Source organism: Kitasatospora sp. NPDC056800 (assembly GCF_042789775.1).
Taxonomy (GTDB): Bacteria; Actinomycetota; Actinomycetes; order Streptomycetales; family Streptomycetaceae; genus Kitasatospora.
Window position 1 is genome coordinate 18,320 of the sequence record NZ_JBHUAL010000038.1, and the last position, 23,181, is coordinate 41,500.

23 protein-coding genes and 1 tRNA gene are annotated in these 23,181 nt (G+C 74.7%); 10 read left to right on the forward strand and 14 right to left on the reverse strand.

Annotated elements, in window-relative coordinates; translation table 11 throughout:
* The 4 genes from ACFRQN_RS11600 to ACFRQN_RS11615 are packed head-to-tail and all read left to right on the forward strand — an operon-like array spanning window position 1 to window position 3,404.
* The gene (locus tag ACFRQN_RS11600) at window positions 1-570 is read left to right on the forward strand and encodes an ATP/GTP-binding protein (RefSeq protein ID WP_049653188.1); all 570 of its coding nucleotides are present in this window, start codon (window positions 1-3) and stop codon (window positions 568-570) included.
* A complete protein-coding gene (locus ACFRQN_RS11605) occupies window positions 567-2,030 on the forward strand; it encodes a cytochrome P450 (protein ID WP_380739957.1) in 1,464 nt (487 codons plus the stop codon). Before ACFRQN_RS11600 ends, ACFRQN_RS11605 begins: the two co-directional genes overlap by 4 nt.
* Window positions 2,015-3,100, forward strand: coding sequence for a cytochrome P450 (locus ACFRQN_RS11610; protein ID WP_234348443.1), 1,086 nt, complete (start codon window positions 2,015-2,017; stop codon window positions 3,098-3,100). The genes ACFRQN_RS11605 and ACFRQN_RS11610 overlap by 16 nt, the downstream gene beginning before the upstream one ends.
* A gap of 43 nt (window positions 3,101-3,143) precedes the next feature.
* Window positions 3,144-3,404 carry a hypothetical protein gene (locus ACFRQN_RS11615; protein WP_049653159.1) on the forward strand — a complete coding sequence of 87 codons (261 nt, stop codon included), beginning with the start codon at window positions 3,144-3,146 and terminating at the stop codon, window positions 3,402-3,404.
* Between the two features lie 112 nt (window positions 3,405-3,516).
* On the opposite strand, the gene ACFRQN_RS11620 is transcribed toward ACFRQN_RS11615, so the two are convergent.
* Window positions 3,517-4,341, reverse strand: coding sequence for an isocitrate lyase/phosphoenolpyruvate mutase family protein (locus ACFRQN_RS11620; RefSeq protein ID WP_380739960.1), 825 nt, complete (start codon window positions 4,339-4,341; stop codon window positions 3,517-3,519).
* Window positions 4,338-4,850 carry a carboxymuconolactone decarboxylase family protein gene (locus ACFRQN_RS11625; RefSeq protein WP_079272027.1) on the reverse strand — a complete coding sequence of 171 codons (513 nt, stop codon included), beginning with the start codon at window positions 4,848-4,850 and terminating at the stop codon, window positions 4,338-4,340. The genes ACFRQN_RS11620 and ACFRQN_RS11625 overlap by 4 nt, the downstream gene beginning before the upstream one ends.
* Before the next feature lie 155 nt (window positions 4,851-5,005).
* Here ACFRQN_RS11625 and ACFRQN_RS11630 point away from each other — a divergent pair, with 155 nt between their 5' ends.
* From ACFRQN_RS11630 to ACFRQN_RS11640, 3 genes are all read left to right on the forward strand, one after another.
* Window positions 5,006-5,788, forward strand: a complete 783-nt coding sequence (locus ACFRQN_RS11630; RefSeq protein WP_380739962.1) for an NRDE family protein — start codon at window positions 5,006-5,008, stop codon at window positions 5,786-5,788.
* 113 nt (window positions 5,789-5,901) lie between these two features.
* Window positions 5,902-6,117 (forward strand): hypothetical protein, encoded by a 216-nt coding sequence (locus ACFRQN_RS11635; RefSeq protein ID WP_074002072.1) that lies wholly within the window; start codon window positions 5,902-5,904, stop codon window positions 6,115-6,117.
* A 98-nt stretch (window positions 6,118-6,215) separates the two neighbouring features.
* Window positions 6,216-7,139, forward strand: coding sequence for an undecaprenyl-diphosphate phosphatase (locus tag ACFRQN_RS11640; protein WP_380739964.1), 924 nt, complete (start codon window positions 6,216-6,218; stop codon window positions 7,137-7,139).
* Here the strand turns inward: ACFRQN_RS11640 and ACFRQN_RS11645 are convergent.
* Window positions 7,124-7,876, reverse strand: coding sequence for an alpha/beta fold hydrolase (locus tag ACFRQN_RS11645; RefSeq protein ID WP_380739966.1), 753 nt, complete (start codon window positions 7,874-7,876; stop codon window positions 7,124-7,126). The genes ACFRQN_RS11640 and ACFRQN_RS11645 overlap by 16 nt on opposite strands.
* A gap of 115 nt (window positions 7,877-7,991) precedes the next feature.
* Window positions 7,992-8,861 carry a sigma-70 family RNA polymerase sigma factor gene (locus tag ACFRQN_RS11650; RefSeq protein WP_380739990.1) on the reverse strand — a complete coding sequence of 290 codons (870 nt, stop codon included), beginning with the start codon at window positions 8,859-8,861 and terminating at the stop codon, window positions 7,992-7,994.
* A gap of 210 nt (window positions 8,862-9,071) precedes the next feature.
* On the opposite strand from ACFRQN_RS11650, the gene ACFRQN_RS11655 reads away from it, so the two are divergent.
* A complete protein-coding gene (locus ACFRQN_RS11655; RefSeq protein WP_380739968.1) occupies window positions 9,072-10,514 on the forward strand; it encodes a PLP-dependent aminotransferase family protein in 1,443 nt (480 codons plus the stop codon).
* 91 nt (window positions 10,515-10,605) lie between these two features.
* Here the strand turns inward: ACFRQN_RS11655 and ACFRQN_RS11660 are convergent, their stop codons facing one another.
* The 10 genes from ACFRQN_RS11660 to ACFRQN_RS11705 all read right to left on the reverse strand — a co-directional run bounded on the left by ACFRQN_RS11660 (window position 10,606) and on the right by ACFRQN_RS11705 (window position 21,620).
* Complete coding sequence (locus tag ACFRQN_RS11660; RefSeq protein ID WP_049651771.1) at window positions 10,606-10,815, reverse strand: DUF6126 family protein; 210 nt, start codon at window positions 10,813-10,815, stop codon at window positions 10,606-10,608.
* A 32-nt stretch (window positions 10,816-10,847) separates the two neighbouring features.
* On the reverse strand, window positions 10,848-11,483 hold the full coding sequence (locus tag ACFRQN_RS11665; RefSeq protein WP_049651770.1) for a helix-turn-helix domain-containing protein: 636 nt from the start codon (window positions 11,481-11,483) through the stop codon (window positions 10,848-10,850).
* Window positions 11,484-11,572: 89 nt separating this feature from the next.
* On the reverse strand, window positions 11,573-13,285 hold the full coding sequence (locus ACFRQN_RS11670) for a pyruvate dehydrogenase (RefSeq protein WP_380739992.1): 1,713 nt from the start codon (window positions 13,283-13,285) through the stop codon (window positions 11,573-11,575).
* 150 nt (window positions 13,286-13,435) lie between these two features.
* Entirely contained in the window at window positions 13,436-15,844 is a 2,409-nt protein-coding gene (locus ACFRQN_RS11675) for a glycoside hydrolase family 65 protein (RefSeq protein WP_074002068.1), read from the reverse strand.
* Complete coding sequence (locus ACFRQN_RS11680) at window positions 15,841-16,590, reverse strand: HAD family hydrolase (protein ID WP_380739970.1); 750 nt, start codon at window positions 16,588-16,590, stop codon at window positions 15,841-15,843. The genes ACFRQN_RS11675 and ACFRQN_RS11680 overlap by 4 nt, the downstream gene beginning before the upstream one ends.
* Before the next feature lie 133 nt (window positions 16,591-16,723).
* Window positions 16,724-17,524, reverse strand: a complete 801-nt coding sequence (locus ACFRQN_RS11685) for a VOC family protein (RefSeq protein ID WP_049651767.1) — start codon at window positions 17,522-17,524, stop codon at window positions 16,724-16,726.
* A 262-nt stretch (window positions 17,525-17,786) separates the two neighbouring features.
* Complete coding sequence (locus ACFRQN_RS11690) at window positions 17,787-18,278, reverse strand: SRPBCC domain-containing protein (protein ID WP_380739972.1); 492 nt, start codon at window positions 18,276-18,278, stop codon at window positions 17,787-17,789.
* 132 nt (window positions 18,279-18,410) lie between these two features.
* A complete protein-coding gene (locus ACFRQN_RS11695; RefSeq protein ID WP_380739974.1) occupies window positions 18,411-20,132 on the reverse strand; it encodes an LCP family protein in 1,722 nt (573 codons plus the stop codon).
* A gap of 588 nt (window positions 20,133-20,720) precedes the next feature.
* A tRNA-Lys gene (locus tag ACFRQN_RS11700) sits at window positions 20,721-20,793 on the reverse strand.
* 47 nt (window positions 20,794-20,840) lie between these two features.
* Window positions 20,841-21,620 (reverse strand): DNA polymerase beta superfamily protein, encoded by a 780-nt coding sequence (locus tag ACFRQN_RS11705; RefSeq protein WP_117488956.1) that lies wholly within the window; start codon window positions 21,618-21,620, stop codon window positions 20,841-20,843.
* Between the two features lie 193 nt (window positions 21,621-21,813).
* On the opposite strand from ACFRQN_RS11705, the gene ACFRQN_RS11710 reads away from it, so the two are divergent.
* Window positions 21,814-22,575, forward strand: coding sequence for an SDR family oxidoreductase (locus tag ACFRQN_RS11710; protein ID WP_117488954.1), 762 nt, complete (start codon window positions 21,814-21,816; stop codon window positions 22,573-22,575).
* A 112-nt stretch (window positions 22,576-22,687) separates the two neighbouring features.
* Window positions 22,688-23,181: tyrosine-protein phosphatase (locus ACFRQN_RS11715; RefSeq protein WP_380739977.1), on the forward strand; the 494-nt coding region annotated here is incomplete at its 3' end.

Genomic DNA, 23,181 nt, shown 5'->3' on the forward strand with positions numbered 1-23,181 from the left:
CTGCCCTCCTCGGTGCAGGGCGCGGTCAAGATCCTGGTCACCGGTCCGTTCGGGGTCGGCAAGACCACCCTGGTCGGCTCGCTGAGCGAGATCACCCCGCTGCGCACCGAGGAGACCATGACCGCCGCCAGCGCCGGCATCGACGACCTCACCGGTCGCGCCGGCAAGACCACCACCACGGTGGCGCTGGACTTCGGCCGGATCACGCTCAACTCGCGGCTCGCGCTGTACCTGTTCGGCACGCCCGGGCAGCAGCGGTTCTGGCCGCTCTGGGACGACCTGTCGCGCGGCGCGCTCGGCGCCATCGCCATGGTCGACCTGCGCCGCCCGGACGAGAGCTTCGACGTGCTCGGCCGGCTGGAGGAGCAGCGCATCCCGTTCGCGGTCGCGGTCAACACCTTCCCGGACACGCCGAGTTACCCGGAGGAGGAGCTGCGCTCGGCGCTGGACCTGCTGCCGGAGGTGCCGATCCTGCACTGCGACGCGCGCGACCGCCGGCAGTCCTACGACCTGCTGATCGACTTCGTCGACCACCTGCACCGCAACTCGATCCTGGAGCTCCAGGGATGACCTCCCCCGAACACCCGGGAGCCCCCGGGTGCCCCGTCGCCCACGGCGGCGGACGGCCCGGCGGGCTGCCCGTGGGCGTGCCGCTGACGCCGCTGTACGGCCCGGCCGTCGCCGAGGACCCGCACGGCCTGTACGCCCGGCTGCGCGAGCGCTACGGGCCGGTCGCCCCGATCGAGCTGGAGCCCGGGGTCGAGGCCTGGCTCGTCCTCGGCTACGCCGAACTGCTCGAACTCACCCGCAACGAGGCGCTGTTCTCCAAGGACTCGCGCCGCTGGCGGGTGCCCGCCGAGGGCCGGCTGGCGGCCGACTCCCGGCTGCTGCCGATGACCTCCTGGCGGCCCACCCTGCTCAACCTGGACGGCGCCGAGCACCAGCGGCTGCGCGCCGCCGTCTCCGACACCCTCGCCCAGATCGACCACCGCCAGCTGCGCGGCACCACCGAGGCCGCCGCCAACGGGCTGATCGACGGCTGGGGCCCGGACGGCACCGCCGACCTGGTCGCCCAGTACGCGCGCCGGCTGCCGCTGCTGGTCTTCACCCAGCTGGTCGGACTGCCGGTGGAGAGCGGGCCCCGGGTGGTCGAGCTGATCAGCCACTTCGTGGACAGCAGCGCGCAGTCGCAGCGCGCCGGCCTGGAGTTCCAGGCACTGCTCGTCGACCTGGTGCGCCGCCGCCGGGCCGCCCCCAGCGCCGACCTCACCTCCTGGCTGCTCGCCCACCCGGCCGGGCTGACCGACGAGGAGGCGGTGCACCACCTGGTGGTGCTGATGGTCGCGGGCAACGAGACCTCGATCAACTGGACCGGCAACACGCTGCGGCTGCTGCTCACCGACCGGCGCTTCCGGGCCACCCTCACCGGCGGGCGGCTGACCGTCTCCGACGCGCTGGAGGAGGTGCTCTGGCGCGACCCGCCCACCCAGAACTTCCCCGGCCGCTGGGCCACCGGCGACACCGTGCTCGGCGGCCAGTACATCAGCGCCGGCGACATGCTCGTCCTCGGCCTGGCCGCGGCCAACGCCGACCCGGCCGCGCAGGGCGTATCGGCCGCCGCGCAGGGCTCGCTCGGCGGCAACCGGGCCCACCTCGCCTGGGGCGCGGGCCGGCACGTCTGCCCGGCCCAGCACCCGGCCCGGATCATCGTCGAGACCGCCGTCGAGACCCTGCTGCACCGCCTGCCGGACCTCCAACTGGCCGTACCGTCCGGCGAGTTGGCCTGGCGCCCGTCCCCGTGGTCCCGGGCCCTGACCGCCCTCCCGGTGCTCTACAGCGCCTTCACCCCGCCCCGCCCGCCCGCCCCCGAGAGGCCCGCATGGACACCACCACCGAATCCGGAACCCGCGCCGAGCCCGTCAGACTCGACCCCTTCGGCCGCGACCAGCACGGCGAGAACGCCCGACTCCGCGAAGCCGGCCCCGCGGTCCTGGTGGAGCTCCCTGGCGGGGTGGTGGTCTGGGCGGTAACCCACCACGACACCCTTCAGTCGCTGCTGTCCGACCCCCGGGTCGGCAAGGACGCCCGGCTCTGGACGACCTTCCGGGAGGGGCGGCTGCCGGAGGGCTGGCCGCTGCTCAACTTCATCGTCGTCCCCGGCATGGTCACCGCCGACGGCGAGGACCACCGGCGGCTGCGCGGACTGGTCTCGCAGGCCTTCACCCCGCGCCGGATAGCCGACCTGGCCCCCGCCGTCGAGGCCCGGACGGTCGCGCTGCTGGACGGGGTCGCGAAGCTGGAGGGCGAGTTCGACCTGCGGCGGCACTTCGCCTACCCGCTGCCGATGCAGGTGATCGGCGAACTGCTCGGCCTCGGGCTGGCGGAGCAGGACGAACTGCACGAGCTGTCCGACACCATGGTCTCCAGCTCGGCCACCCCGGCGGCGGCGCTGGCCGCGCAGCGGGGCCTGAACGCGCTGCTGGCCTCGGTGGTGGCGGCCAAGCGGGCCGAGCCCGGCGACGACCTGACCACCGACCTGATCGCCGTCCACGAGGCGGGCGACCGGCTCAGCGAGGCCGAGCTGGTCGGCACCCTGCTGCTGATGCTGGTCGCCGGGCACGAGACCACGCTCAACCTGATCACCAACGCCGTCCGCGCCCTGCTCGCCCACCCGGACCAGCTGCGGCTCGTCCTGGACGGGGAGCAGCCGTGGTCGGCGGTGGTCGAGGAGACCCTGCGCTACGACTCCCCGGTCGGGCAGTTCCCGCTGCGCTACGCGAGCGAGGACATCGCGGTCGGCGACGTGGTGATCCGGCGCGGCGAGGCGCTGCTGGCCTCCTACGCGGCGGCCGGACGGGACTCCGGGCACCACCCGGACGCGGACCGCTTCGACCTCACCCGGCAGCCCGCCAAGCACCTGTCGCTCGGCCACGGCCCGCACTTCTGCCTCGGCTCCGGGCTCGCCCGGATGGAGGCCGAGACGGCGCTGCGGCACCTGTTCACCCGCTTCCCGGGGCTGGCCCTCGCGGAGGGCCGGACCGACGAGCCGATCGCCTCGTTCGTCAGCAACAGCGTGCGCACCCTGTGGGTGACGGTCTGAGCCGACCGGTTACCTGAGGGCGGTCCGGGTCGTTCGGCAGGGCATGAAGAAACTCGCCACCCTGGCCGCCCTCACCATGGCGGGCCTCGCCCTCGCCGTCCCGGCGGCCTCCGCCACCTCCCAGACCGCCTCCTCGCCGGACGCCACCGGCGGGCTCACCGACGGGCTCGAAGTCTCCCCCGGCGACCTCGCCCTGCGGACCGTGGGCAAGCTCCCGCTGCTCGGCAAGCCCGCCAACGAGATCGAGGCGATCGGGACCAACCAGATGGCCCACCCGGGGCTCAGCGGGCAGATCCTGAACTGACCCGGCGCTCCGCCACCGGAGCGCGGGCGGCCGGCCGACCCCCGAACGGCCGGCCGCCCACGCCACCCGACGCACGACGACCGCTCGACCCGCGGCGCTCGGGCCGCCGGGTTCAGAGCGCGGACAGCCGGTTGAGCTCCGGGTAGCCCAGCCCCTGCGCGAGCGCGGTGAACGTGCCGCTCCCGTACACCTCCTCGGCGGCCCGGCGGACCGCCGCGTACGCCACCTCGGCCAGGCCCGGGCCCAGGCTGATCCGGGCCACGCCGAGCTTCGCCAGCTCGGCGACCGCCGGGGAGCCGGGGCCGGCCAGCACGTTCAGCGGCGCCGGGACGGCCCCGACCAGGGCGGCGATGGTCTCCGGGTCGGACACCCCGGGGACGAACACCCCGTCCGCGCCCGCCTCGACGTACGCCCGCAGCCGGTGCACCGCGTCGTCCAGCCGGCCCTCCGGGGCGCCGATCCCGCGCAGGAACACGTCGGTCCGGGCGTTGACGAAGAGCGGCACGCCGACCGCGTCCGCCGCGGCCCGGGCGGCCGCGATCCGCTCGGCGGCCTCCGCCGGGGGGCGCCCCTCGTCCTCCAGGTTCACCCCGACTGCACCGGTGGCGAGCAGCGCGGCGACCGTCTCCCCGACCCCGGCGGCGGTGTCCGCGTAGCCGCCCTCCAGGTCCGCGGTGACCGGCAGGTCGACCGCGCGGACCACCTGGGCGGTCCGGGCCAGCACCTGCCCGGGGTCGGCGCCGCCGCCGTCCGCGCTGCCGAGCGACCAGGACACGCTCGCGCTGGCCGTCGCCACCGCCCGCGCCCCGGCGGCGGCCACCAGCCGGGCGCTCGGCACGTCCCAGGCGTTCGCCAGCACCAGCGGCTCGCCCGGGCGGTGCAGCTCCCGCAGCAGCCGGGCCCGCTCCCGCCGGACGGCGGGGTCCGCGGCGCTCACCGGGCGGCCGGGCTCATGCGGGTGGACACGCCGATCCGGTTCCAGGCGTTGATGGTGGCGATCAGCGCGATCAGCTGGGCCAGCTCGGTCTCGTCGAACCGCGCGGCGGCCTCCGCGTACACGGCGTCCGGCACGTGCCCCTGGGTCAGCAGGGTGACGGACTCGGTGAGGGCCAGGGCGGCGCGCTCGCGGGCGGTGAACCACGGGGTCTCACGCCAGGCCGGGAGGGAGACCAGGCGGTGGTCCTGCTCGCCGTGCTCGCGGGCGTCGGTGGAGTGCATGTCGATGCAGAAGGCGCAGCCGTTGAGCATCGAGGCGTGCACCTTGACCAGCTCGGCGATGACCGGGTCGACGCCCTCCCGGGAGGCCCGGTCCACGGCGACCATCGCCTGGTAGTAGGCGGGGGCGAGCTTGTGCATCAGCAGGCGCTGCTCGGGGGCGGGCACCGGGGCGCCGTCCGTACCGGCCGTCCCGTCCGCGGTCGCGCGCGTGGTCTCGTTCGTCGTCATGGTCGCCAGCCTAGGAGCGGGGTGGCCTGCCGTCCTGGTGCGTTCGGCCACGCGTTCCTTGGGCCACTTCCGGCGTGCGAACGACCGTGCGAGGATCGCCGGCAGGAGATCACCGCCAGGAGGTCTCCGACAGGACGAGGTCAGGGGGCCCGGTCGTGTGCACGGCGTTCGTCAGCATCGAGCCGGAAGCGGCCGTGCCGGTGCTGCTGCTGTCCGTCCGGGACGAGTACCTGGGCCGCGCCTGGCTGCCGCCGGACCACCACTGGCCGGACCGGCCCGACCTGCTCGGCGGACTGGACCTCGCGGCCGGCGGCACCTGGCTGGCCGTCGACCCGGCCCGGCGCACCGCCGCCTGCCTGCTGAACGGCTTCGGCCCGCTCGCCCCCGCCGAGGCCCGGCGCACCCGCGGCCGGCTGCCGCTCACCGCCGTCCGGGAGGGCGGCATCGGCCACCTCGACCTCACCCCGTACGACCCGTTCCACCTCGTCCTGGTCCGGGCCGACGGGGCCCGGGTGTCCAGCTGGAGCGGCGGACGGCTGGAGGAGCGCGAACTGCCGTCCGGCCTGAGCGTGGTGCTCAACGACGGGCTGGAGGGCCGGGCGGCCGACCGGACCACCTCCGAGCGGATCCGCGACCTGATGGCCGCGCGGGCCGCCCACTTCCGGTCCCGCCTCACCGCCGAACCCCGGCCCGAACCGACCGCCGACGGGCCGGCCGCCGCGGCCTGGGGCGGATGGCTGCCGATCGTCGCCGGGGACGGGCTGGCGCCGGACGCGGACGCCGCGCTGATCCAGCGGCGCGACTTCGGCGACGGGCGGATCTGGGGCTCCTCGTCGATCTCACTGCTCGCGCTCGGGCCGGACCTGCTGCGCTACGACTTCGCGGCCGCGCCGGTGGCCGCGGACGGGCCGGGGTGGCGGCGGGTGGCGACGGGCTGACCCGCGGCTCGCGGCGGGCGGCGGCGGGCGGCGGGCGGCGCCGGGAAAAGGGCTTGCACCTGACGCTGCGGGAGGCGGCATCGTGGCCCGGGTCGAGCCCGAAGGAGACCGCCGTGACCCGCCCGGACCCCCCGCGCCGCCCCCGCCGCCTGCTCGCCGTCCTGACCGTCGCCCTGCCGCTGGCCGGCATGCCGGCCGCGGTGACCGCCGTCGTCCTGCTCGGCGACGCGGCGCACCGGGCCGTCCCGTCCGCCACCGTCCTGGCCTCCGTGGCGGCGGCGCTGATCGGGCACCTCGCCCCCGGTGTCCCGCAGCCGTACGGTCGGTGAACTTCCGACGGCGGGGCTGCCGAACGTCTACATGCGCGTAGTAGCTTCGCGAGGGCCCCCGACCCGGCCGGCCACCGACCCCCGAGCGAAGGTGCGCGATGTCGACCCTGACCTACCCGGAAGCGATAGGCGTCGGCCTGCTCCAGGGCGTGACGGAACTCTTCCCGGTCTCCAGCCTCGGCCACAGCATCCTGCTGCCCGCCCTGGTCGGCGGGCGGATCCAGCACGACCTCGACATGACCGCCGAGGGCTCCTCGTACCTCGCCGCCCTGGTCGCCCTGCACCTGGCCACCGCGCTCGCCCTGGTGGTCTACTTCCGCAAGGACTGGGTCCGGGTGGTCGAGGGGCTGTTCGGCTCGATCCGGCACCGCCGGGTGGAGACCCGCAACGAGAGGCTCGCCTGGCTGCTCGTCCTGTCCACCATCCCGGTCGGCGTGGCCGGCCTCGCGCTGGAGAAGGCCCTGCGCAACGCGCTCGGCAAGCCCGTCCCGGCCGCGGTCTTCCTCGCCCTCAACGGGCTCGTGCTGCTCGGCGCCGAGCGGCTCAAGCGCGGCGGCACCGGCCGCCGCCGGGCCGGACACTCCGCCGGACACGCCGCCGACGAGCCGGGCCTGGACCCGGCGATCGCCTCCGACCACCGGCTGACCAGGCTCGGCTACGGGCAGGGCGCCTGGATCGGCGCCGCGCAGATCCTCGCGCTGTTCCCGGGCATCAGCCGCTCCGGCGTCACCATGAGCGCCGGCATCCTGCGCGGACTGCACCACGAGGACGCCGCCCGGTTCTCCTTCCTGCTCGCCACCCCGGTCATCCTGGCCGCCTCGGTGCTCAAGGTGCCCGAGCTGTTCAGGCCGGAGAACTCCGGCGTGCTCGGCCCCGTCCTCGCGGGCAGCGTCGCCGCCTTCGTGGCCGGCTACGTCTCGGTGCGGTTCCTCACCCGGTACTTCGAGACCCGCAGCCTGACGCCGTTCGCGCTGTACTGCTTCCTGGCCGGCGTCGGCAGCGCGGTCTACCTGTCGCTCTGAGCCGTCCGGCCGCCGCTCCGGGCCGTCCGGCCACCGCTCTTCGCCGTACGGGCCGCCTCACCCAGGATCCCGGCGAGGTCGGCCGGCCGGGAGAACATCGGCCAGTGCCCGGTGTCCAGCTCCACCAGCCGCCAGTGGCCGTCCGCGACCAGCCCGGCGACCACCGGCGGCGGCTCCGGCCAGTCCATCAGGCACTTCACGTACACCGCCGGGAGCCCGCTCAACGGGCCCTCCAGGAAGGCCGGTTCGGTCAGCGAGGGGCCCGGGTGCGGGGTCGCCCCCGCGGCGATCCGGGCGATCTGCCCGACCGTCAGCCCCTGCTCGGCGAACTCGGCCGGCGGCAGCGGCGGCCACCAGCCCCCGTGCGCGGCCAGGTCGGCCCGCAGCGCGGCCGGCTCCGGCAGCTGGTCGGCGAAGGACTCCCCCGCCACCGGCACGTTGGCGTCCACCAGGACCAGCCCGGCCAGCCGCCCGCCGATCCGCTCGGCGGCCTGGCCCACCGGGATGCCCGAGTAGCTGTGCCCGACCAGCACCACCTCGCGCAGGTCCAGCCGCTCCACCTCCGCGACGACGTCCGCCACGTGCGCCTGCTGCCCGGCGGGCGCGCCGCGCTTCTCCGCGAGCCCGGAGAGCGTCAGCGGGTACGCCCCGTGCCCGGCCGCGCGCAGCTCCGCCACGACCTCGTCCCACGCCCAGGCGCCGAGCCAGGCGCCCGCCACCAGCACAAAGTTCGCCATGGGCGGCACCGTAGCGCGCGAGTGTGACGGCGGCCCGGAAAGCGACGGGAAACACCACGTGGAGGAACGGTGGGGGCGCCCCGCCCGCGCCCGGGCGCCCCCGGCGGTTCCCGGGTCAGCCGGTGGTGAGGCCCAGGGCGGCCAGCCGGGTCGGGTCGGTGAGGATGTCCAGCCCGGTGATCCGGCCCCCGTGGACGGTGAACGACATGACCGACAGCGGACGGCCCCCGGCGAAGGACACCACCCCGGGCGAGCCGTTGACCGGCACCAGCCGGCCGTCGGCGGCGAACCGGGCGAAGGCGATCGCCTGCGAGGCGACGTCCGCCGCACCGCGGCGCAGCACGCTCGGCACCAGCGTGCCGCCGTCCGACCGGGCCACCACGTCCGGGTCGAGCACCGTCAGCAGAGCGTCGAAGTCCCCGCCCCGGGCGGCCCGCAGGAAGGCCTCCACCACCTCGCGCTTGCGGGCGTCGTCGGAGTCCGCGGCCGGGGTCGCGCCCTGGACCCGGCGGCGGGCGCGGCTGGCCAACTGCCGGGTGGAGGCGGAGGTCCGGCCGAGCACCTCGGCGATCCCGTCGAAGGGCACCTCGAACATGTCGTGCAGCACGAAGGCCACCCGCTCCGCCGGGGAGAGCGTCTCCAGGACCACCATCAGCGCGATCCCGACCGAGTCCGCGACCAGCACCTCGTGCACCGGGTCCAGCGCCGACAGCCCGCCGACCACCGGGTCCGGCAGCCGCACCCGGCCCTCCTGCTCGGGCAGCGGGTCCTCCCGGCGGGAGGCACGGGAACGCAACTGGTCCAGGCAGACCCGGCCGACCACGGTGGTGAGCCACGCCCCGAGGTTGCGCACCCCGCCCACATCGCTGCGGCTGAGCTTCAGCCAGGCCTCCTGCACGGCGTCCTCGGCCTCGGCGAGCGACCCGAGCATCCGGTAGGCCACCGCCCGCAGCTGGGGGCGCTCCGCCTCGAAACGCCGGGCCAGTTCGGCCGGTTCGGTCGGCTCGGCCGATTCGACTGCTTCAGCCGGCTCGGCCGGAAGGTTCTCCTCGCTCACCCTGTCACATCCTCGGGTCGGGATCCGTCGGTCCAGTGACGGACGCTAACCGACCGGGAGGACACGATGAGGAGGAGCCCGCCCGCCCCACCCGGTGACCCCGCCCGCGCCCCCTGGCGACAGGCGAGAATGGAGGCCGTGAGCACCTCCCGGACCACCTCCTGGACCACCTTCGGCGGCGACCTGCACCTGGACCTCACCGAGCGCCGGGCCGCCGGCGCCGGACTGCGGGCCGCCCTGGAGGACGCGCTGCGCGAGGCCGTCCAGGACGGGCGGCTCACCCCCGGCACCCGGCTGCCGTCCTCCCGGGCGCTCGGCGAGGACCTCGGGATCGCCCGCAACACCGTGGTCGAGGCGTACGGCCAGCTCACCGCCGAGGGCTGGCTCAGCTCCCGGCAGGGCTCCGGCACCACCGTCGCCCGGCGGACGGTCCCGGAACCGGTCCAGGGCCGGCGGCCGGCCCCCCGGGCGGTACGGGCGCGGCAGACCGCCCGGTACGACCTGATGGCCGGACGGCCCGACCTCTCGCTCTTCCCCCGCACCGCCTGGCTGGCCGCCGCCCGCCGCGCCCTCGCCACCGCGCCGCACGAGGCCCTCGACTACGGCAGCCCGCTCGGCCGGATCGAACTGCGGCAGGCGCTCACCCACTACCTGGCCCGGGTCCGCGGGGTGCGCACCGACCCCGACCACCTGCTCGTCTGCACCGGCGTCACCCAGGGCCTCGGCCTGCTCTGCGCCGCCCTGCGGGAACGCGGCGCCCGCACGCTGGCCGTCGAGGAGTACGGGCTGCCGCCGCAGCACGCGGTCGCCCGGGCCGCCGGACTCGCCACCGCCCCGGTGCCGCTGGACGCGGACGGCGCCCTGGTCGACCGGCTCGACCCCCGGGCCGGCGCCGTCCTCCTCACCCCCGCGCACCAGTTCCCCACCGGCGCGGCACTCTCCGCCGACCGGCGGGCCGAGGCGGTGCGGTGGGCGCGGGAGCAGGACCGGTACGTCATCGAGGACGACTACGACGGCGAGTTCCGCTACGACCGGCAGCCGCTCGGCGCGATGCAGGCGCTGGACCCGGAACGGGTGGTGTACGCCGGGACGGCCGCCAAGAGCCTCGCGCCGGGCCTGCGGCTGGCCTGGCTGGCCCTGCCGGACGCGCTGGTCGAGCCGGTCGCCCGGCTGAAGGCGCTGGCCGACACGATGTCCCCGGTGCTGGACCAGCTGACGCTCGCCGAACTGATCACCTCCGGCACGTACGACCGCCACGTACGGCGCTGCCGGCTGCACTACCGGCGCCGGCGCGACCACCTGGTCGCGGCGCTCGCCGAACACGCCCCGCACGTCCGGGTCACCGGCATCGCGGCCGGCCTGCACGTCGTCATCCGGCTGCCGCCCGGCTCCACCCCCGAACCCGAACTCCTCGCCCGCGCCCAGCAGGCCGGCCTCGCCCTCCACGGCCTCGCCTGGCACCGCACCACCCCGTCCCCCGCCGACGCCCCGACCGCCCTGGTCATCGGCTACGCCACCTCACCGGACCACGCCTTCCCGGCGGCGGTCCAGGCCCTCTGCGAACTGCTGCGCGGGGCCTGAGCGGGAGGAGGGAGGCCGGTGGGCCGGTGCGGGAGCGGCGGTCCGCCCGCCCCCTCGGGGGTGGGGGCGGGCGGACGGTTCGGGGTGTGAACTACTTGTTCCGGCTGCCGAGTTGGAACAGGAGGATGATGAACCCGGCGAAGAGGTGGCAGCCGACGGTGTAGAGCACCAGGCGGTGGTAGACCCGCTTGTTGGCCCACTTGCCGGCGTCCATGGTCTTCGGGCCGGCCGGAGTGTCGGCACCGGCGGCCGGGTTCTCGGCGTCGGCGGCCGGGGTGACGGTGGTGGTGGGATCGGCCATGGTGATCTCCTCCGGGGTGTTCTGACGGCAGGTCAGTGAACGGCGGCGGGGCCGCCGCCGAGGCAGAGTTCGCCGCCGGGGCTCTGCAGCAGGGTGTGGACGAAGAGCAGTTCGACGCCGCTGTCCGACTCTGCGGCGATGCAGTGCGGGGTGAGCGAGTCGTAGTGGGCGGAGTCGCCCACCGCGAGGTGGTGGACGCGGTCGCCGAGGGTGACGCGGAGCGCGCCCTTGAGGACGTACAGCCACTCCTCGCCCGGGTGGACCCGGACCACCGTGTCCTGCACGCCCGGCGGGACGTGCACCCGCAGGGCCTGCATCGCGCGGCCGGGGGCGCCGGCCCGCCGGTAGCCCCAGCCACCGGCCCGGCCGGGTTCGATGGCGCCGCCGCGGACGATCGGGTCCGGCTCGGCGAGGGTCTCGCCGAGCAGGCCGGAGACCGAGGTCCCGTACGCGCGGGCGAGGCCGAGCAGGACGGGCAGCGAGGGCTGCCGGCGGCCGGTTTCCAGTCGGGACAGATAGGCTGGGGAGAGCCCGACCCGCCCGGCGGCCACCTCCAGCGTGAGACGGCTGCTGAGCCGGTGCTCACGGAGACGGGCGGCGAGGCCGGCGACCTCCTGGTCGTCGAGCTGTTCGCCTGCTGCGGCGGCGCCGGTGGAGCTGCTGGTCATGTGTCCAGTGGACACCCGCCGTGCCGCACGGGCAAGAATTTTGCCTCAGAGGCAAGACCTCTCCGACAGACGCCCCGACCGGCCCCCACTCACGGCCGCGGGATGTTCCGCAGGTTGCTCCGGGCCAGGTCGACCATGCGTCCGACGCCGCCCGAGAGCACCGTCCTGCCCGCCGCCAGCGCGAAGCCCTTCAGCTGGGCGGCGGTGATGTGCGGCGGGATGGAGAGCGCGTTGGGGTCGGTGACCACGTCCACGAGGGCCGGGCCCGGCCGCTCCAGCGCCTCGACCAGCACCTCCCGGACCCGGGCCGGCTCGGTCACCCGCTTGGCCTGGATGCCCATCGCCCGGGCGATCCCGGCGTAGTCCACGTCCCCGTTGTCGATCTCGAACTCCGGGTAGCCGGAGACCAGCATCTCCAGCTTGATCATGCCGAGCGCGCCGTTGTTGAAGACCATCGTCTTCACCGGCAGCCGGTGCTTGGCCACCGTGAGCAGCTCGCCGAGCAGCATGCCGATCCCGCCGTCGCCCGCCATCGCGACCACCTGCCGCCCGGGGCAGGCGAGTTGGGCGCCGATCGCGTGCGGGAGGGCGTTGGCCATCGAGCCGTGCAGGAAGGAGCCGATCACCCGGCGGCGGCCGTTGGGCTGGAGGTAGCGGGCGGCCCAGACGTTGTTCATGCCGGTGTCCACGGTGAACACGGCGTCCTCGGCGGCCACCTCGTCGAGCACCGAGGCGACGTACTCGGGGTGGATCGGCAGGTGCTTCTCGATGTCCCGGGTGTACGCGCCGATCACGTCCTCCAGCGACCGGCAGTGCTTGCGCAGCATCCCGTCCAGGAAGGCGCGGTCGCGCTTGGCGTCGAGCAGCGGCAGCACGGCCCGCAGGGTGGCGGCCACGTCGCCGTGGACGGCGAGTTCGAGGGCGGTGCGGCGGCCGAGCCGGGTGGCGTCGTGGTCGACCTGGACGGTGTGCGCCTGCGGCAGGAAGGAGTCGTACGGGAAGTCGGTGCCGAGCAGCACCACCAGGTCGGCGGAGTGCAGCGCCTCGTGGCAGGCCCCGTAGCCGAGCAGGCCGCTCATGCCCACGTCGTACGGGTTGTCGAACTGGATCCACTCCTTGCCGCGCAGGGAGTGGCCGATCGGCGCGTTCAGGGCCTGCGCGGCGGCCATCACCTCGGCGTGCGCCCCGCGCACCCCGGCGCCGCAGAACAGCACCACCTTGCGGGCCGCGTTGAGCAGCCGGGCCAGTTCCTGCACCTGGGACCAGGGCGGGGCGGCGACGGCCTGCTCGGTGAGGAAGTGGCTGGTGCCGGTGGGGGCGGCGGCGGAGAGCGCGGCGACGTCCCCGGGGAAGGCGAGCACCGAGACGCCGTGCGAGCCGAGCGCGTGCTGGACGGCGACCCGCAGCAGGCGGGGCAGCTGGGCGGGGGTCGAGAGCATCTCGCACCAGGTGCTGCAGTCGGTGAACACCCGCTCGGGGTGGGTCTCCTGGAAGAAGCCGGTGCCGATCTGCCCGGACGGGATGTGCGAGGCGAGCGCGAGCACGGGCAGGCCGCTGCGCTGGGCGTCGTACAGCCCCTGGACGAGGTGGGTGTTGCCGGGGCCGCAGGAGCCGGCGCAGACCGCGAGCCGGCCGGAGAGTTCGGCCTCGGCGGCGGCCGCGAAGGCGCCGGCCTCCTCGTTGCGCACGTGCACCCAGCTGATGCCGTCGGCCCGCCGGATGGCGTCCACGACGGGGTTGAGGCTGTCCCCGACGACGCCGTAGACCCGCTCCACCCCGGCCTGCCGGAGCACCTCCACCATCTGTTCGGCCACGCTCGGCACGGCGGCGACTCCTTCGCTGGGGCGGCTCCACGGGACACCAGCACTCTCCGGGGCGGCCGGGGGCGGCGCAGCCGGGGCGGGGCGAACGGGTGAGGCGGCGGACCCGGGAGCGCGGGAGCGGGGTACGGGCTACTCGGCCGCCAGGTGGTCCTGCTGGCCGAGCTTGCCCGCCGCGAGGCCGGCCTGGGGCTTGCGGCGGCCGGGTTCGCGGCCCGGGGGCTGGGCGACCCGTTCCTGGGCGGGCGGGGCGGTGGTCGGCAGGGTGACCGGGGCACCGGACTTGACCTGCACCGCCTCGCCGTCGTGCCGGACGTGGAGGACCTCGCCGCGGCGCAGCGTGTACGTCGTCCGCTCGTGGGTGATCTCGACGCCGAGCAGGTGCCCGCGCACCAGCAGCGAGAAGCTCAGCCGCATCAGCCCGGACGGCAGCCGGGGCCGGAACGAGAGCGCCTCGCCGTGGTCGCGCAGCCCGCCGAAGCCGGCCACCAGGGCGATGCAGGCCCCGGCGAGCGAGGCCATGTGCAGGCCGTCACGGGTGTTGCCGCCGAGGTCGTGCAGGTCCATCAGCGCGGCCTCGGCCGTGTAGTCGTAGGCGAGGTCGAGCTGGCCGACCTCGGCGGCGATCACCGCCTGGGTGCAGGCGGAGAGCGAGGAGTCCCGGACGGTCAGCCGCTCGTAGTAGGCGAAGTTGCGGGCCTTCTGCTCGTCGGTGAAGGCGTCGCCGCGGACCTGCATGGCGAGCACCAGGTCGGCCTGCTTGACCACCTGCTTGCGGTACAGGTCGAAGTACGGGTAGTGCAGCAGCAGCGGGTAGTTCTCCGGCGGGGTGTGCTCGAAGTCCCAGACCTGGTGGTGGGTGAAGCCGTCGGCCTGCGGGTGCACGCCGAGGTCCTCGTCGTACGGGATGTACATCGCGGCGGCCGCGTCGCGCCAGGCGGCGGTCTCCTCGGTGTCCACGCCGAGCAGCGCGGCCTCGTGCGGGTTGCGGACGGCGGCCTCGGCGGCGGCGCGCAGGTTGGTCTGCGCCATCAGGTTGGTGAAGACGTTGTTGTCCGCGACGGCGCTGTACTCGTCGGGGCCGGTGACGCCCTCGATGCGGAACCTCCCGGCCACGTCGTGGTGGCCGAGCGAGCGCCACATCCGGGCGGTCTCGACGAGCAGTTCGAGCCCGTACTCGCGCTCGAACTCCGCGTCGCCGGTGGCCCGGACGTAGCGGGCGACGGCGGCGGCGATGTCGGCGCCGATGTGGAAGGCCGCGGTGCCGGCCGGCCAGTACCCGGAGCACTCCTCGCCGCGGATCGTCCGCCACGGGAACACCGCGCCGGACAGGCCGAGTTGGACCGCCCGCTCACGGGCCAGCGGCAGGGTGGTGTGCCGCCAGCGCAGGGCCTGGTTGACGGCGGCGGGCAGGCAGTAGGTGAGCACCGGCAGGACGAAGGTCTCGGTGTCCCAGAAGCTGTGCCCGTCGTAGCCGGGCCCGGTCAGCCCCTTGGCGGGGATGGCCCGCTCCTCGCTGCGGGCGCCGGCTTGCAGGACGTGGAAGACGGCGAACCGGACGGCCTGCTGGAGTTCGACGTCGCCCTCGATCTCGATGTCGCTGGTCTCCCAGAACTCCTGGAGGAATTCGGCCTGTTCGGCGATCAGCCCGTCCCAGCCGGTGTACCGGGCGGCGGTCAGCGCGGCCTCCACCTGGTCCCGGACGGCGGGCAGCGAGCGGGTGCCGGACCAGCCGTAGGCCATGAACTTGGTCAGCCGCAGCCGCTGTCCGGCCTTGAGCACGGTGGTGACGCTGATCCGGCACTGGTCGGCGTCGGCCTCGGCGACGGTGTCGGACTTCTCCGGCCCCTCGATGATGTGGTCCATCCCGGCCGCGACCCGGATGCCGCTGTACCGGGTGCGGTGCACCAGGATGGCCTTGGTCCCGCTGGCGTGGTGCGCCTCGGGCTGCAGCGGCGCCTCCAGCACGGCGGCGGCCCGCGGGTCGCCCTCGGGGCCGCCGGGCAGCTGCTCGTTGGCGACCAGCTCGGACTGGAGCACGATCCGCACCGGGCCGTCCACCGCCTCGACGCTGTACTCGACGGCGGCGACGGCGCGCTGGGTGAGCGAGACCAGTCGGGAGGAGCGCACCCTGATCGTCCGCCCGGCCGGGGAGGTCCACTCCGCCTCGCGGTGCAGCAGGCCCTCGCGGACGTCCAACCAGCGCTTGTGGCTGACGAGTTCGCCGTAGCGCAGGTCGAAGGGCTCGTCGTCCACCAGCAGCCGGATGATCTTGCCGTTGGTCACGTTGATGACGCTCTGGCTGGACTCCGGGTAGCCGTAGCCGCCCTCGCCGTACGGCAGCGGGCGCAGCTCGAAGACGCCGTTGAGGTAGGTGCCGGGCAGGCCGTGCGGCTCGCCCTCGTCCAGGTTGGCGCGCAGGCCGATGTGGCCGTTGGAGAGCGCGAAGACCGACTCGGCGCGGGCCATCGAGGCCAGGTCCAGGCCCTGTTCGGTGATCTGCCAGGGGTCGATCGCGAAGTTCTTGTCCCCGGGAGTCATGCCTCCTCCTCCCCCAGGAACTCGGAGAGGTCCTGGACGACCACGGTGGCGCCGTCCCGGCGCAGTTCGGCGGCCTGGCCGGTGCGGTCCACCCCGACCACCGCGCCGAAGCCGCCGGCCCGGCCGGAGGCGACCCCGGCGAGCGCGTCCTCGAAGACCGCGGCGTGGGCGGGTTCGACGCCGAGGGCGCGGGCGGCGTACAGGTAGGTGTCGGGGGCCGGCTTGCCGGGCAGTCCCTCGGCCTTGGCGGTGTTGCCGTCCACGATCACCTCGAACAGTTCCTCGATGCCAGCCGCCCGCAGCACGTCCCGGCAGTTGGCGCTGGAGGAGACCACGGCGCTGGGCAGCCCGGCCGCGCGCAGCCGGTGCACGTAGTCGACCGAGCCCTGGTACGCCTGGACGCCCTGCTCCCGGATCAGCCGCAGCACGGTGTCGTTCTTGGCCCGGCTGATCCCTTGCACCGTGGGGGAGTTGGGCGGATCGTCCGGGGTGCCCTCGGGCAGGTCGACGCCCCGGCTGCGCAGGAACCCGCGGGTGCCGTCCAGGCGCGGGCGGCCGTCCACGTAGGTGTCGTAGTCGGTGACGGCGTCGAAGGGGACGAACTGGCCGCCGGTGCGGGCGGCTTCGGCGCGCAGGAAGGCGTCGAAGGTGTCCTTCCAGGCCGCGGCGTGCACCTTCGCGGTCTGGGTGAGCACCCCGTCGAGGTCGAAGAGGAAAGCACGGATGTCGTCCGGTAGCCCCAGCATGGGTGCAGTCTTACCCGGGAACGGGGGGAAGCCGCCCATTTCCCGGCGGCGCGTCGCGGGAAGGGCGGCTTCCGGTTGCCGGGCCGGGCCGGGCGGGGCCGGACCGGGGCGGCGTCACGGCGCCGGGGCGGCGTTACGGCGAGTCGGGCATCTGCGCCTCGGGCGCCTCGATGACCGCGAAGACCGCGCCCTGCGGGTCCTGGACCACCGCCATCCGGCCGGACTGCATGTCGAAGGCCGGCTGGATCACCGAGCCGCCCGCCTTGACCAGGGCGTCCACCGTGGAGTCGGCGCCGTCGACCGAGAAGTAGGTCATCCAGTGCGAGGGCGTGCCGGCCGCCAGGTAGCCGGGGATCGCCTGCATGCCGCCCACCGTGCGGTCGGCGACGTTGAGCGAGAAGTAGCCGTCCATGCCCTGGATGGTGGCCGGGCGCAGCCCGAGGGCCGGCTGGTAGAAGCGGCCGGCCGCGCCGGTGTCGGCGGTGTTGAGCTCGTTCCAGACCAGTGCGCCGGGCTCGTTGACCACGCCCGCGCCGATGAAGTCCATCGCCTGCCAAACCCCGAACACCGCGCCGGTCGGGTCGGCGGCGACCAGCATCCGGCCGATCGTGCCGACGTCCATCGGGTCGTACAGGACCGTGCCGCCGGCCTCGGTGATGGACGCCCGGGCCGCGTCGGCGTCGTCCGAGGCGAGGTAGGTGGTCCAGGCGACGGGCGGCGTCGGCTGCCCCTCGGGCGCCGCCTGCGCCATGATCCCGGCGACCGGCCGGCCGTTGAGCATGCACACGGCGTAGCCGCCGAACTCGGCCGGGCCGACCTCGCCCTGCCAGCCGAACAGGTCGCGGTAGAAGTCGAGCGCGGCCTGCTGGTCGCTCGCCATCAGGTCGACCCAGCACGGGGTGCCGGGCTTGTACGGATCGGTGACTACGGGCATTGCTGGGCCTCCCGGAGGCGGTGGTGGCCGGCTGTGGTGGTCGGGACGGTCGGAGCGGTCGGGCCCTCGTCCCGGCCGGGCCTGGTGGGGGTACGGCCCGGCCGGGACGACGGCGGTACACCGCCACCTTCGGTCCGCCGCCGCGATCCCGCCACCGGACGGCGCCCTGGCGGGCGACCGGCGGCCGGACCGTCACGGGGCTCGGGCGGGGTGCTCACGGGCTGTTCACCGGGGCTGTTCACCGAACTCTTCCCCGGGCTGCTCACGGGGCGTCGTGGTGGTGCCCGGTGACGAAGTACGGCTGCACCTTGCCGCTCTGCGCGTAGTCCTTGAGCCGGACCAGCAGTTCGGCCCAGGTGCCGGCCACCGCCGGGACGCCGTCCTCGCTGCCCGGCTGCCAGCCGCCGTGCCGGAACAGCAGCCGGGTGCGCCCGGGCGCGGCGGGCCGGTCGGGCTCGGAGGCGGTGGGCTCGTCGGGGGCGCCGGGCTGGTCGGACAGCTCCCAGCTGATCCAGGTGCCGGCCCAGTGCGGCGGGAAGGACCCGGCGTTGGTCCACACCACCCGGTCCCGGTCGGCCCGCTCCACCCGCAGCCGGAACGGCTCGGGGACGTCGGGGAAGTCGAACAGCAGGACGTCGCCGTCCCGGTCCACGCCGGTGGTCCACCAGGCGGTCAGCCCGTCGTGCGTGGTGAGTGCGGCGAGCACCACGTCCCGGGGCGCGGCGATGTCGAGCTGGAGGGCGATCTCGGGCATGGGTCCGCCTTTCGGTGGCCGCCGGATTCCCTTACGCCCACCATGGCACGACCCCCGGGCCCGCGCGCCCCGGAGGGCGCCGGCCCGGGGGTCGTCCCCGTCGTTCCGGTGGGTGCGGTCGTTCCGGTGCGGTCAGCCGCCGCTGCCGTAACTGGTGTTCGCGCAGATGTCGTCGTCCGCCGAGCGGGCGTCGTTGGTGATGGTGGTCGGCAGCGGCTGCGGGGGCGCCGGGACGCCCGGGGTGGCGGCCGTCGCGCCGCCGCCGGCGGGGGCACCGGTCGACATCCCCATCGCGGCCGCGAAGTCCTGGCCGGTGATCACCGAGATGCCGCGGGCGGTGCTGGACTCCAGGCTGGCGCCGGGGAACAGCGCGGCGACCTTCTCGGCGTTCGCCTTCTGCCCGGAGCCGTACTCGATCGTGGTGGTCTTGTACTTGGTGCTCGCCGCCTGGCCCGCCGTGCTGGCGGTGAACTTGGCGCCCTTCAGCAGTTCGGTCGCCTTGCCGGCCAGGCCGTTGACGGTCGTCCCGTTGTAGACCGCCACCCTGATCGCCGAGTTGGTGGTGTCCGCGGCCGGGGCGGCCGGGGTGGTGGGCGCGGCGGGCTGCTGCGGAGCCGGGCCGGTGCCGTCCGCCGGGGCGTCCGGCTGCTGGCCGGTGGCGTTCTGGCCGTCGATGGTCTGGTCGGCCTTGAGGGTCTCCCAGAGCTTGTTGGCGTCCGGCTGGACCAGGTCGAGGTCCTTGTCCTGGGTGCGGAAGCGCCAGGGTGCCGTCACGAACTTCAGGTCGTGCATGTCGATGTTCTTCAGCGACAGGCCGAAGGAGGCAAGCTTGTCGGCCGAGTCCAGGCCCGGGTCGACGACCAGCGACTTGGTCGCGGCGTCGGCCAGCGGCAGGAGGGTGGTGGGGTTCATCCCCTCCTTCTTGATCTTGGTGGCGAGCGAGCCGAGGAAGGCCTGCTGGCGCTTCATCCGGCCGATGTCCGAGCCGTCGCCGATGCCGTGCCGCAGCCGGACGTAGTCGAGCGCCTGCTGGCCCTCGACGGTCTGCTTGCCCTGCGGGAGGACGAGGTCGCCCTTCCTCTTCAGGTTGGGGTTGATGTCCCCCTCGTAGATCGGCTTCGGCAGGCAGATGTCCACGCCGTTCACGGCCTTGGTCATCGCGGCGAAGCCGTTGAAGTCGACGACCAGGGTGTGGTCGACGCGGATTCCGGTGAGCTTCTCCACCGTGTTCTGGGTGCAGGCCGGGTTGCCGTCGTCGCTGCCGCCCATCGAGAACGCGGCGTTGAACAGGTCGGTGTTGCCGCCCTTGGTCCACTTGCCGTTGGGCAGCTTGCAGGACGGCAGCTCGACCTTGGCGTTGCGCGGTATCGAGATGCCGACGGCGTGCTTGTGGTCGGCGTAGACGTGCAGCAGGATCGTGGTGTCCGAGCGGGCGCCGCCGTCGTCGGCGCCGCCGCCGAGGTCGGAGTTGTTCTTGCCGCGGCTGTCCGAGCCGATCAGCAGCACGTTGACCGGCCTGTTGCCGTCCGCGTCGGCCTTCGCCTCCGGGGGGCGGTTGCGGGCTATGGCGTCGGCGTCGAAGGACTTGATGTTGGCGTTCAGCTTGAGGTAGATCGCGCCGCCGACACCGGCGATGACCACCAGCACGCCCGCCGTCGACCAGGCGACGATCTTCTTCACGTTCTTCTTGGGCTTGGCGCTCTTGCGCGCCGCGGCCCGGCCGCCACCCGCGGCGGCCGCGGCACCCGCGGTGGCCGAACCGCCGCCCTTGCCCTGCGCGGCACGGCGGGCCTCCGCCCGGCCACCGCTGCGCGGACCGGGCACTGAACTCTCCGCACCTTCCGTCGTGGGCATGTCCTCGCCCCGAGCCGGGCTCTCGCCCCTCCGACCTGACATGCGCGTACCTTTCACCGACGGAAGCGACGCCCCTGACGATCCGGCGCACCGCACACAGAGAGACGGCCCGAACCGTTCCCAGGTTGCACATACGACCGTCACCACTAACCGACGATCGTGGCTTCCGATCATATTTAGGCCCGACACGATCACCGACCCTCGGCCCTCGGACAACCCCGCCGACCGACGGGCAACACCACCGCAGAACAGTCGAAAACGCCCGATTCCGACGTGACCCATGCCACTCCACCGGTCCGCGTCCACACCGAATTCCAGCCACCGGCACGGCAGGTGGGGGCGCCACGCGATCGGCACCGGCCGCGGGGCGCGAACCGGCCACGGACGGCAGCGGAGCGGCCCGCCCCCGGACCTGGGCACCCCAACGCCCTCGCACGCACCGGAGTTGGGCACGCGGGGCACACCCGGGCGGCTTCCGCCAGGACCGGCCGCGGCCCGCGACGGCGCGCGGCTCCGGGCGGCGGAACGCCCACGCCCGGGAACGACGGAGGCCGGATCGGAGAACATCCCGATCCGGCCTCGGTGCGGTGGGGCGCCAGGGGCTCGAACCCTGAACCTACGGATTAAAAGTCCGCAGCTCTGCCAATTGAGCTAGCGCCCCGCGGCCCTGGAACACCCGGGGTTCCGGGTGGGAGGACCACGGCGATCCTACCCGGTGGGGCCCAGGGCTCCGCCAGTGGATTGCGCGGGCGTGCCGGGGTTGTGGAGCGGGTCTTGAGGCGGTGTGTAGTGGGCGGCGCGGACCCGGCGGAGCCAGGCCTCGACGGGGCGCGGGTCGGGCGCGGCGGGCAGCACGCCGGGGCCGGCGAGGCGGTCGGCGGCGTCGGCCAGCAGGCCCTCCGCGAGGGTGGGGTGGTCGGCGATGCGTTCGCCCAGTTCGCGGATGCGTTCGGGGTCGGGCAGTCGGATCGGGTTGCGGCCGGTCTCGTGCAGGCGGACGGCCTGCTCGACCAGCCGGACCAGGTGCCGGGCGTGCTTGGCGGCCCGGCGGCGGGTGGCCGGGTCGGTGGTGTCGCGGGTCAGCAGCTTGCGGAACTGCTGGTCGGCGTAGCCGAGGTAGGCCTTCCGTACGGCCGGTGCGCTGAGGAAGGCCGTGCGCAGGCCGACCAGTTCGTCGCCGAGCGGGGTGCGGACCTCGTAGAGCCCGTCCGGCAGCCAGACCAGCTCGGAGGCGGTCGGGTTGCAGCCCAGCGCCAGCCGGCACCACTTGGCGGCCTCGTGCAGGGTGAGGTCCGGCGCGGTGGTCACCTGGGACTCGGCCGGGCGGTGCAGGCCGTGCAACTCCTCGGTGGGGGTGGCGAACAGGCCCAGCCGGTCGAGGTCGGAGCCGGCGTGGGCGAAGCCGTACGCGGTGGAGCCGACGATGCCGGAGAGCAGCACCGTGCCGGGGACGGACGGAGGGACGGGAGCAGCGGGAACGGCGGACATCGGCGGACTCCTCTCGTACGGACGGGCGGGCACCGCATCCTCGTCCGGGCATCCTCGCCGGAGCGGGCCGCGCCGGGCGAGCGAATTCCGCTCCGGCGCCGGCCCGGCCGCCGATACCGGGCCCCGAGGATCGCGGCCCCGCGGGCGGCCGCGGCGGGTGTCCCCGGCCGGGCCGCCGGGTAGCGTACGGGCCATGTCGACCACCCCGACCGATGAGGTCCTGATCGTCACCGGCGCGAGTCGCGGCATCGGTGCCGCCACCGCCCTGCTGGCCGCCCGCCGCGGCTACCGGGTCTGCGTCAACTACCGTACGGACGAGGCCAACGCGGCCGCCGTCGTGGAGAAGATCCGGGCCGACGGCGGCACCGCCCTCGCGGTCCGCGCCGATGTCAGCCGCACCGCCGAGGTGGAGCGGCTGTTCACCACCGTGGACGCCGAACTCGGCCCGCTCACCGGGCTGGTGAACAACGCCGGCACGCTGGAGAAGCAGTGCCGGCTGGAGGAGATCGACGAGGACCGGCTGAACCGGATCTGGGCCGCCAACATCACCGGCCCGTTCCTCTGCGCGGCCCAGGCCGTCCGCCGGATGTCCACCCGGCACGGCGGGCGCGGCGGCGCCATCGTCAACGTCGGCTCGGCGGCCTCCCGGATCGGCTCGCCGAACGAGTACGTCGACTACGCGGCCGCCAAGGGCGCGGTGGACTCGATGACCCGCGGCCTGGCCCTGGAGGTCGCCGCCGAGGGCATCCGGGTCAACACGGTGCGACCGGGGCTGATCCACACCGGCATCCACGCGCTCGGCGGCGAGCCCGGCCGGGTCGACCGGGTCGCGCCCAACCTGCCGATGCGCCGCGGCGGGCAGCCGGAGGAGGTCGCCGAGGCGGTCCTCTTCCTGCTCTCCCCGGCGGCCTCGTACACCACGGGGGCGTTCCTGGAGGTCTCGGGCGGGCGCTGAACAGCCCGGTTCCGTACCGGAGGGGGCCGGTTTCGGCCAGCGTCGTCCCGCCACCGAGCGGCCCCCTCCGGTTTCCTTCCGCCCGTCCGCCCCCGCCCGTACGGTGGTGGCCATGACCGACGCCTTCATCGACATCCCCGGTGTGCGCAACTTCCGTGACGCGGGCGGGATCGGCGCCCTCCGCCGGGGCGTGCTGTACCGCTCCGGGTCCTTCCACACCCTCACCGAGGAGGGCGCCCGGCGGCTCAAGGCGCTCGGCCTGCGGACGGTGTTCGACCTGCGCAGCGCGTTCGAGCTGCAGACCTGGCCGGACCAGCGGCACGGCCTCGACCACGAGTCCCTCAACCTGCCGACCCTGCCCGCCGACCGCAAGGACGTCGACCGGCCCTGGCCCGAGGACCAGGCGGCCCTCTACCCCTTCATGGCCGAGACGGCCGGCCCCTCGCTGGCCGCCGTGGTCCGCCGCCTCGCCGCGCCGGACTCACTGGCCGCCGTCGTCCACTGCGCCGTCGGCAAGGACCGCACCGGCCTGACCATCGCCGTCCTCCAGTCCCTGCTGGGCGCCTCCGAGGCCGAGATCACCACCGACTTCCTGCGCTCCAACGT

Excerpts from the sequence above, each read along its gene's own strand:
- ACFRQN_RS11660 (WP_049651771.1), bottom strand. The coding sequence starts at position 10,815 with ATGGCCGATCCCACCACCACCGTCACCCCGGCCGCCGACGCCGAGAAC.
- ACFRQN_RS11685 (WP_049651767.1), bottom strand. The coding sequence starts at position 17,524 with ATGCCCGTAGTCACCGATCCGTACAAGCCCGGCACCCCGTGCTGGGTC.
- ACFRQN_RS11695 (WP_380739974.1), bottom strand. The coding sequence starts at position 20,132 with ATGCCCACGACGGAAGGTGCGGAGAGTTCAGTGCCCGGTCCGCGCAGC.
- ACFRQN_RS11710 (WP_117488954.1), top strand. The coding sequence starts at position 21,814 with ATGTCGACCACCCCGACCGATGAGGTCCTGATCGTCACCGGCGCGAGT.
- ACFRQN_RS11690 (WP_380739972.1), bottom strand. The coding sequence starts at position 18,278 with ATGCCCGAGATCGCCCTCCAGCTCGACATCGCCGCGCCCCGGGACGTG.
- ACFRQN_RS11605 (WP_380739957.1), top strand. The coding sequence starts at position 567 with ATGACCTCCCCCGAACACCCGGGAGCCCCCGGGTGCCCCGTCGCCCAC.
- ACFRQN_RS11670 (WP_380739992.1), bottom strand. The coding sequence starts at position 13,285 with ATGGTGGAGGTGCTCCGGCAGGCCGGGGTGGAGCGGGTCTACGGCGTC.
- ACFRQN_RS11675 (WP_074002068.1), bottom strand. The coding sequence starts at position 15,844 with ATGACTCCCGGGGACAAGAACTTCGCGATCGACCCCTGGCAGATCACC.
- ACFRQN_RS11680 (WP_380739970.1), bottom strand. The coding sequence starts at position 16,590 with ATGCTGGGGCTACCGGACGACATCCGTGCTTTCCTCTTCGACCTCGAC.
- ACFRQN_RS11645 (WP_380739966.1), bottom strand. The coding sequence starts at position 7,876 with ATGGCGAACTTTGTGCTGGTGGCGGGCGCCTGGCTCGGCGCCTGGGCG.
- ACFRQN_RS11615 (WP_049653159.1), top strand. The coding sequence starts at position 3,144 with ATGAAGAAACTCGCCACCCTGGCCGCCCTCACCATGGCGGGCCTCGCC.
- ACFRQN_RS11705 (WP_117488956.1), bottom strand. The coding sequence starts at position 21,620 with ATGTCCGCCGTTCCCGCTGCTCCCGTCCCTCCGTCCGTCCCCGGCACG.
- ACFRQN_RS11625 (WP_079272027.1), bottom strand. The coding sequence starts at position 4,850 with ATGACGACGAACGAGACCACGCGCGCGACCGCGGACGGGACGGCCGGT.
- ACFRQN_RS11665 (WP_049651770.1), bottom strand. The coding sequence starts at position 11,483 with ATGACCAGCAGCTCCACCGGCGCCGCCGCAGCAGGCGAACAGCTCGAC.
- ACFRQN_RS11640 (WP_380739964.1), top strand. The coding sequence starts at position 6,216 with ATGTCGACCCTGACCTACCCGGAAGCGATAGGCGTCGGCCTGCTCCAG.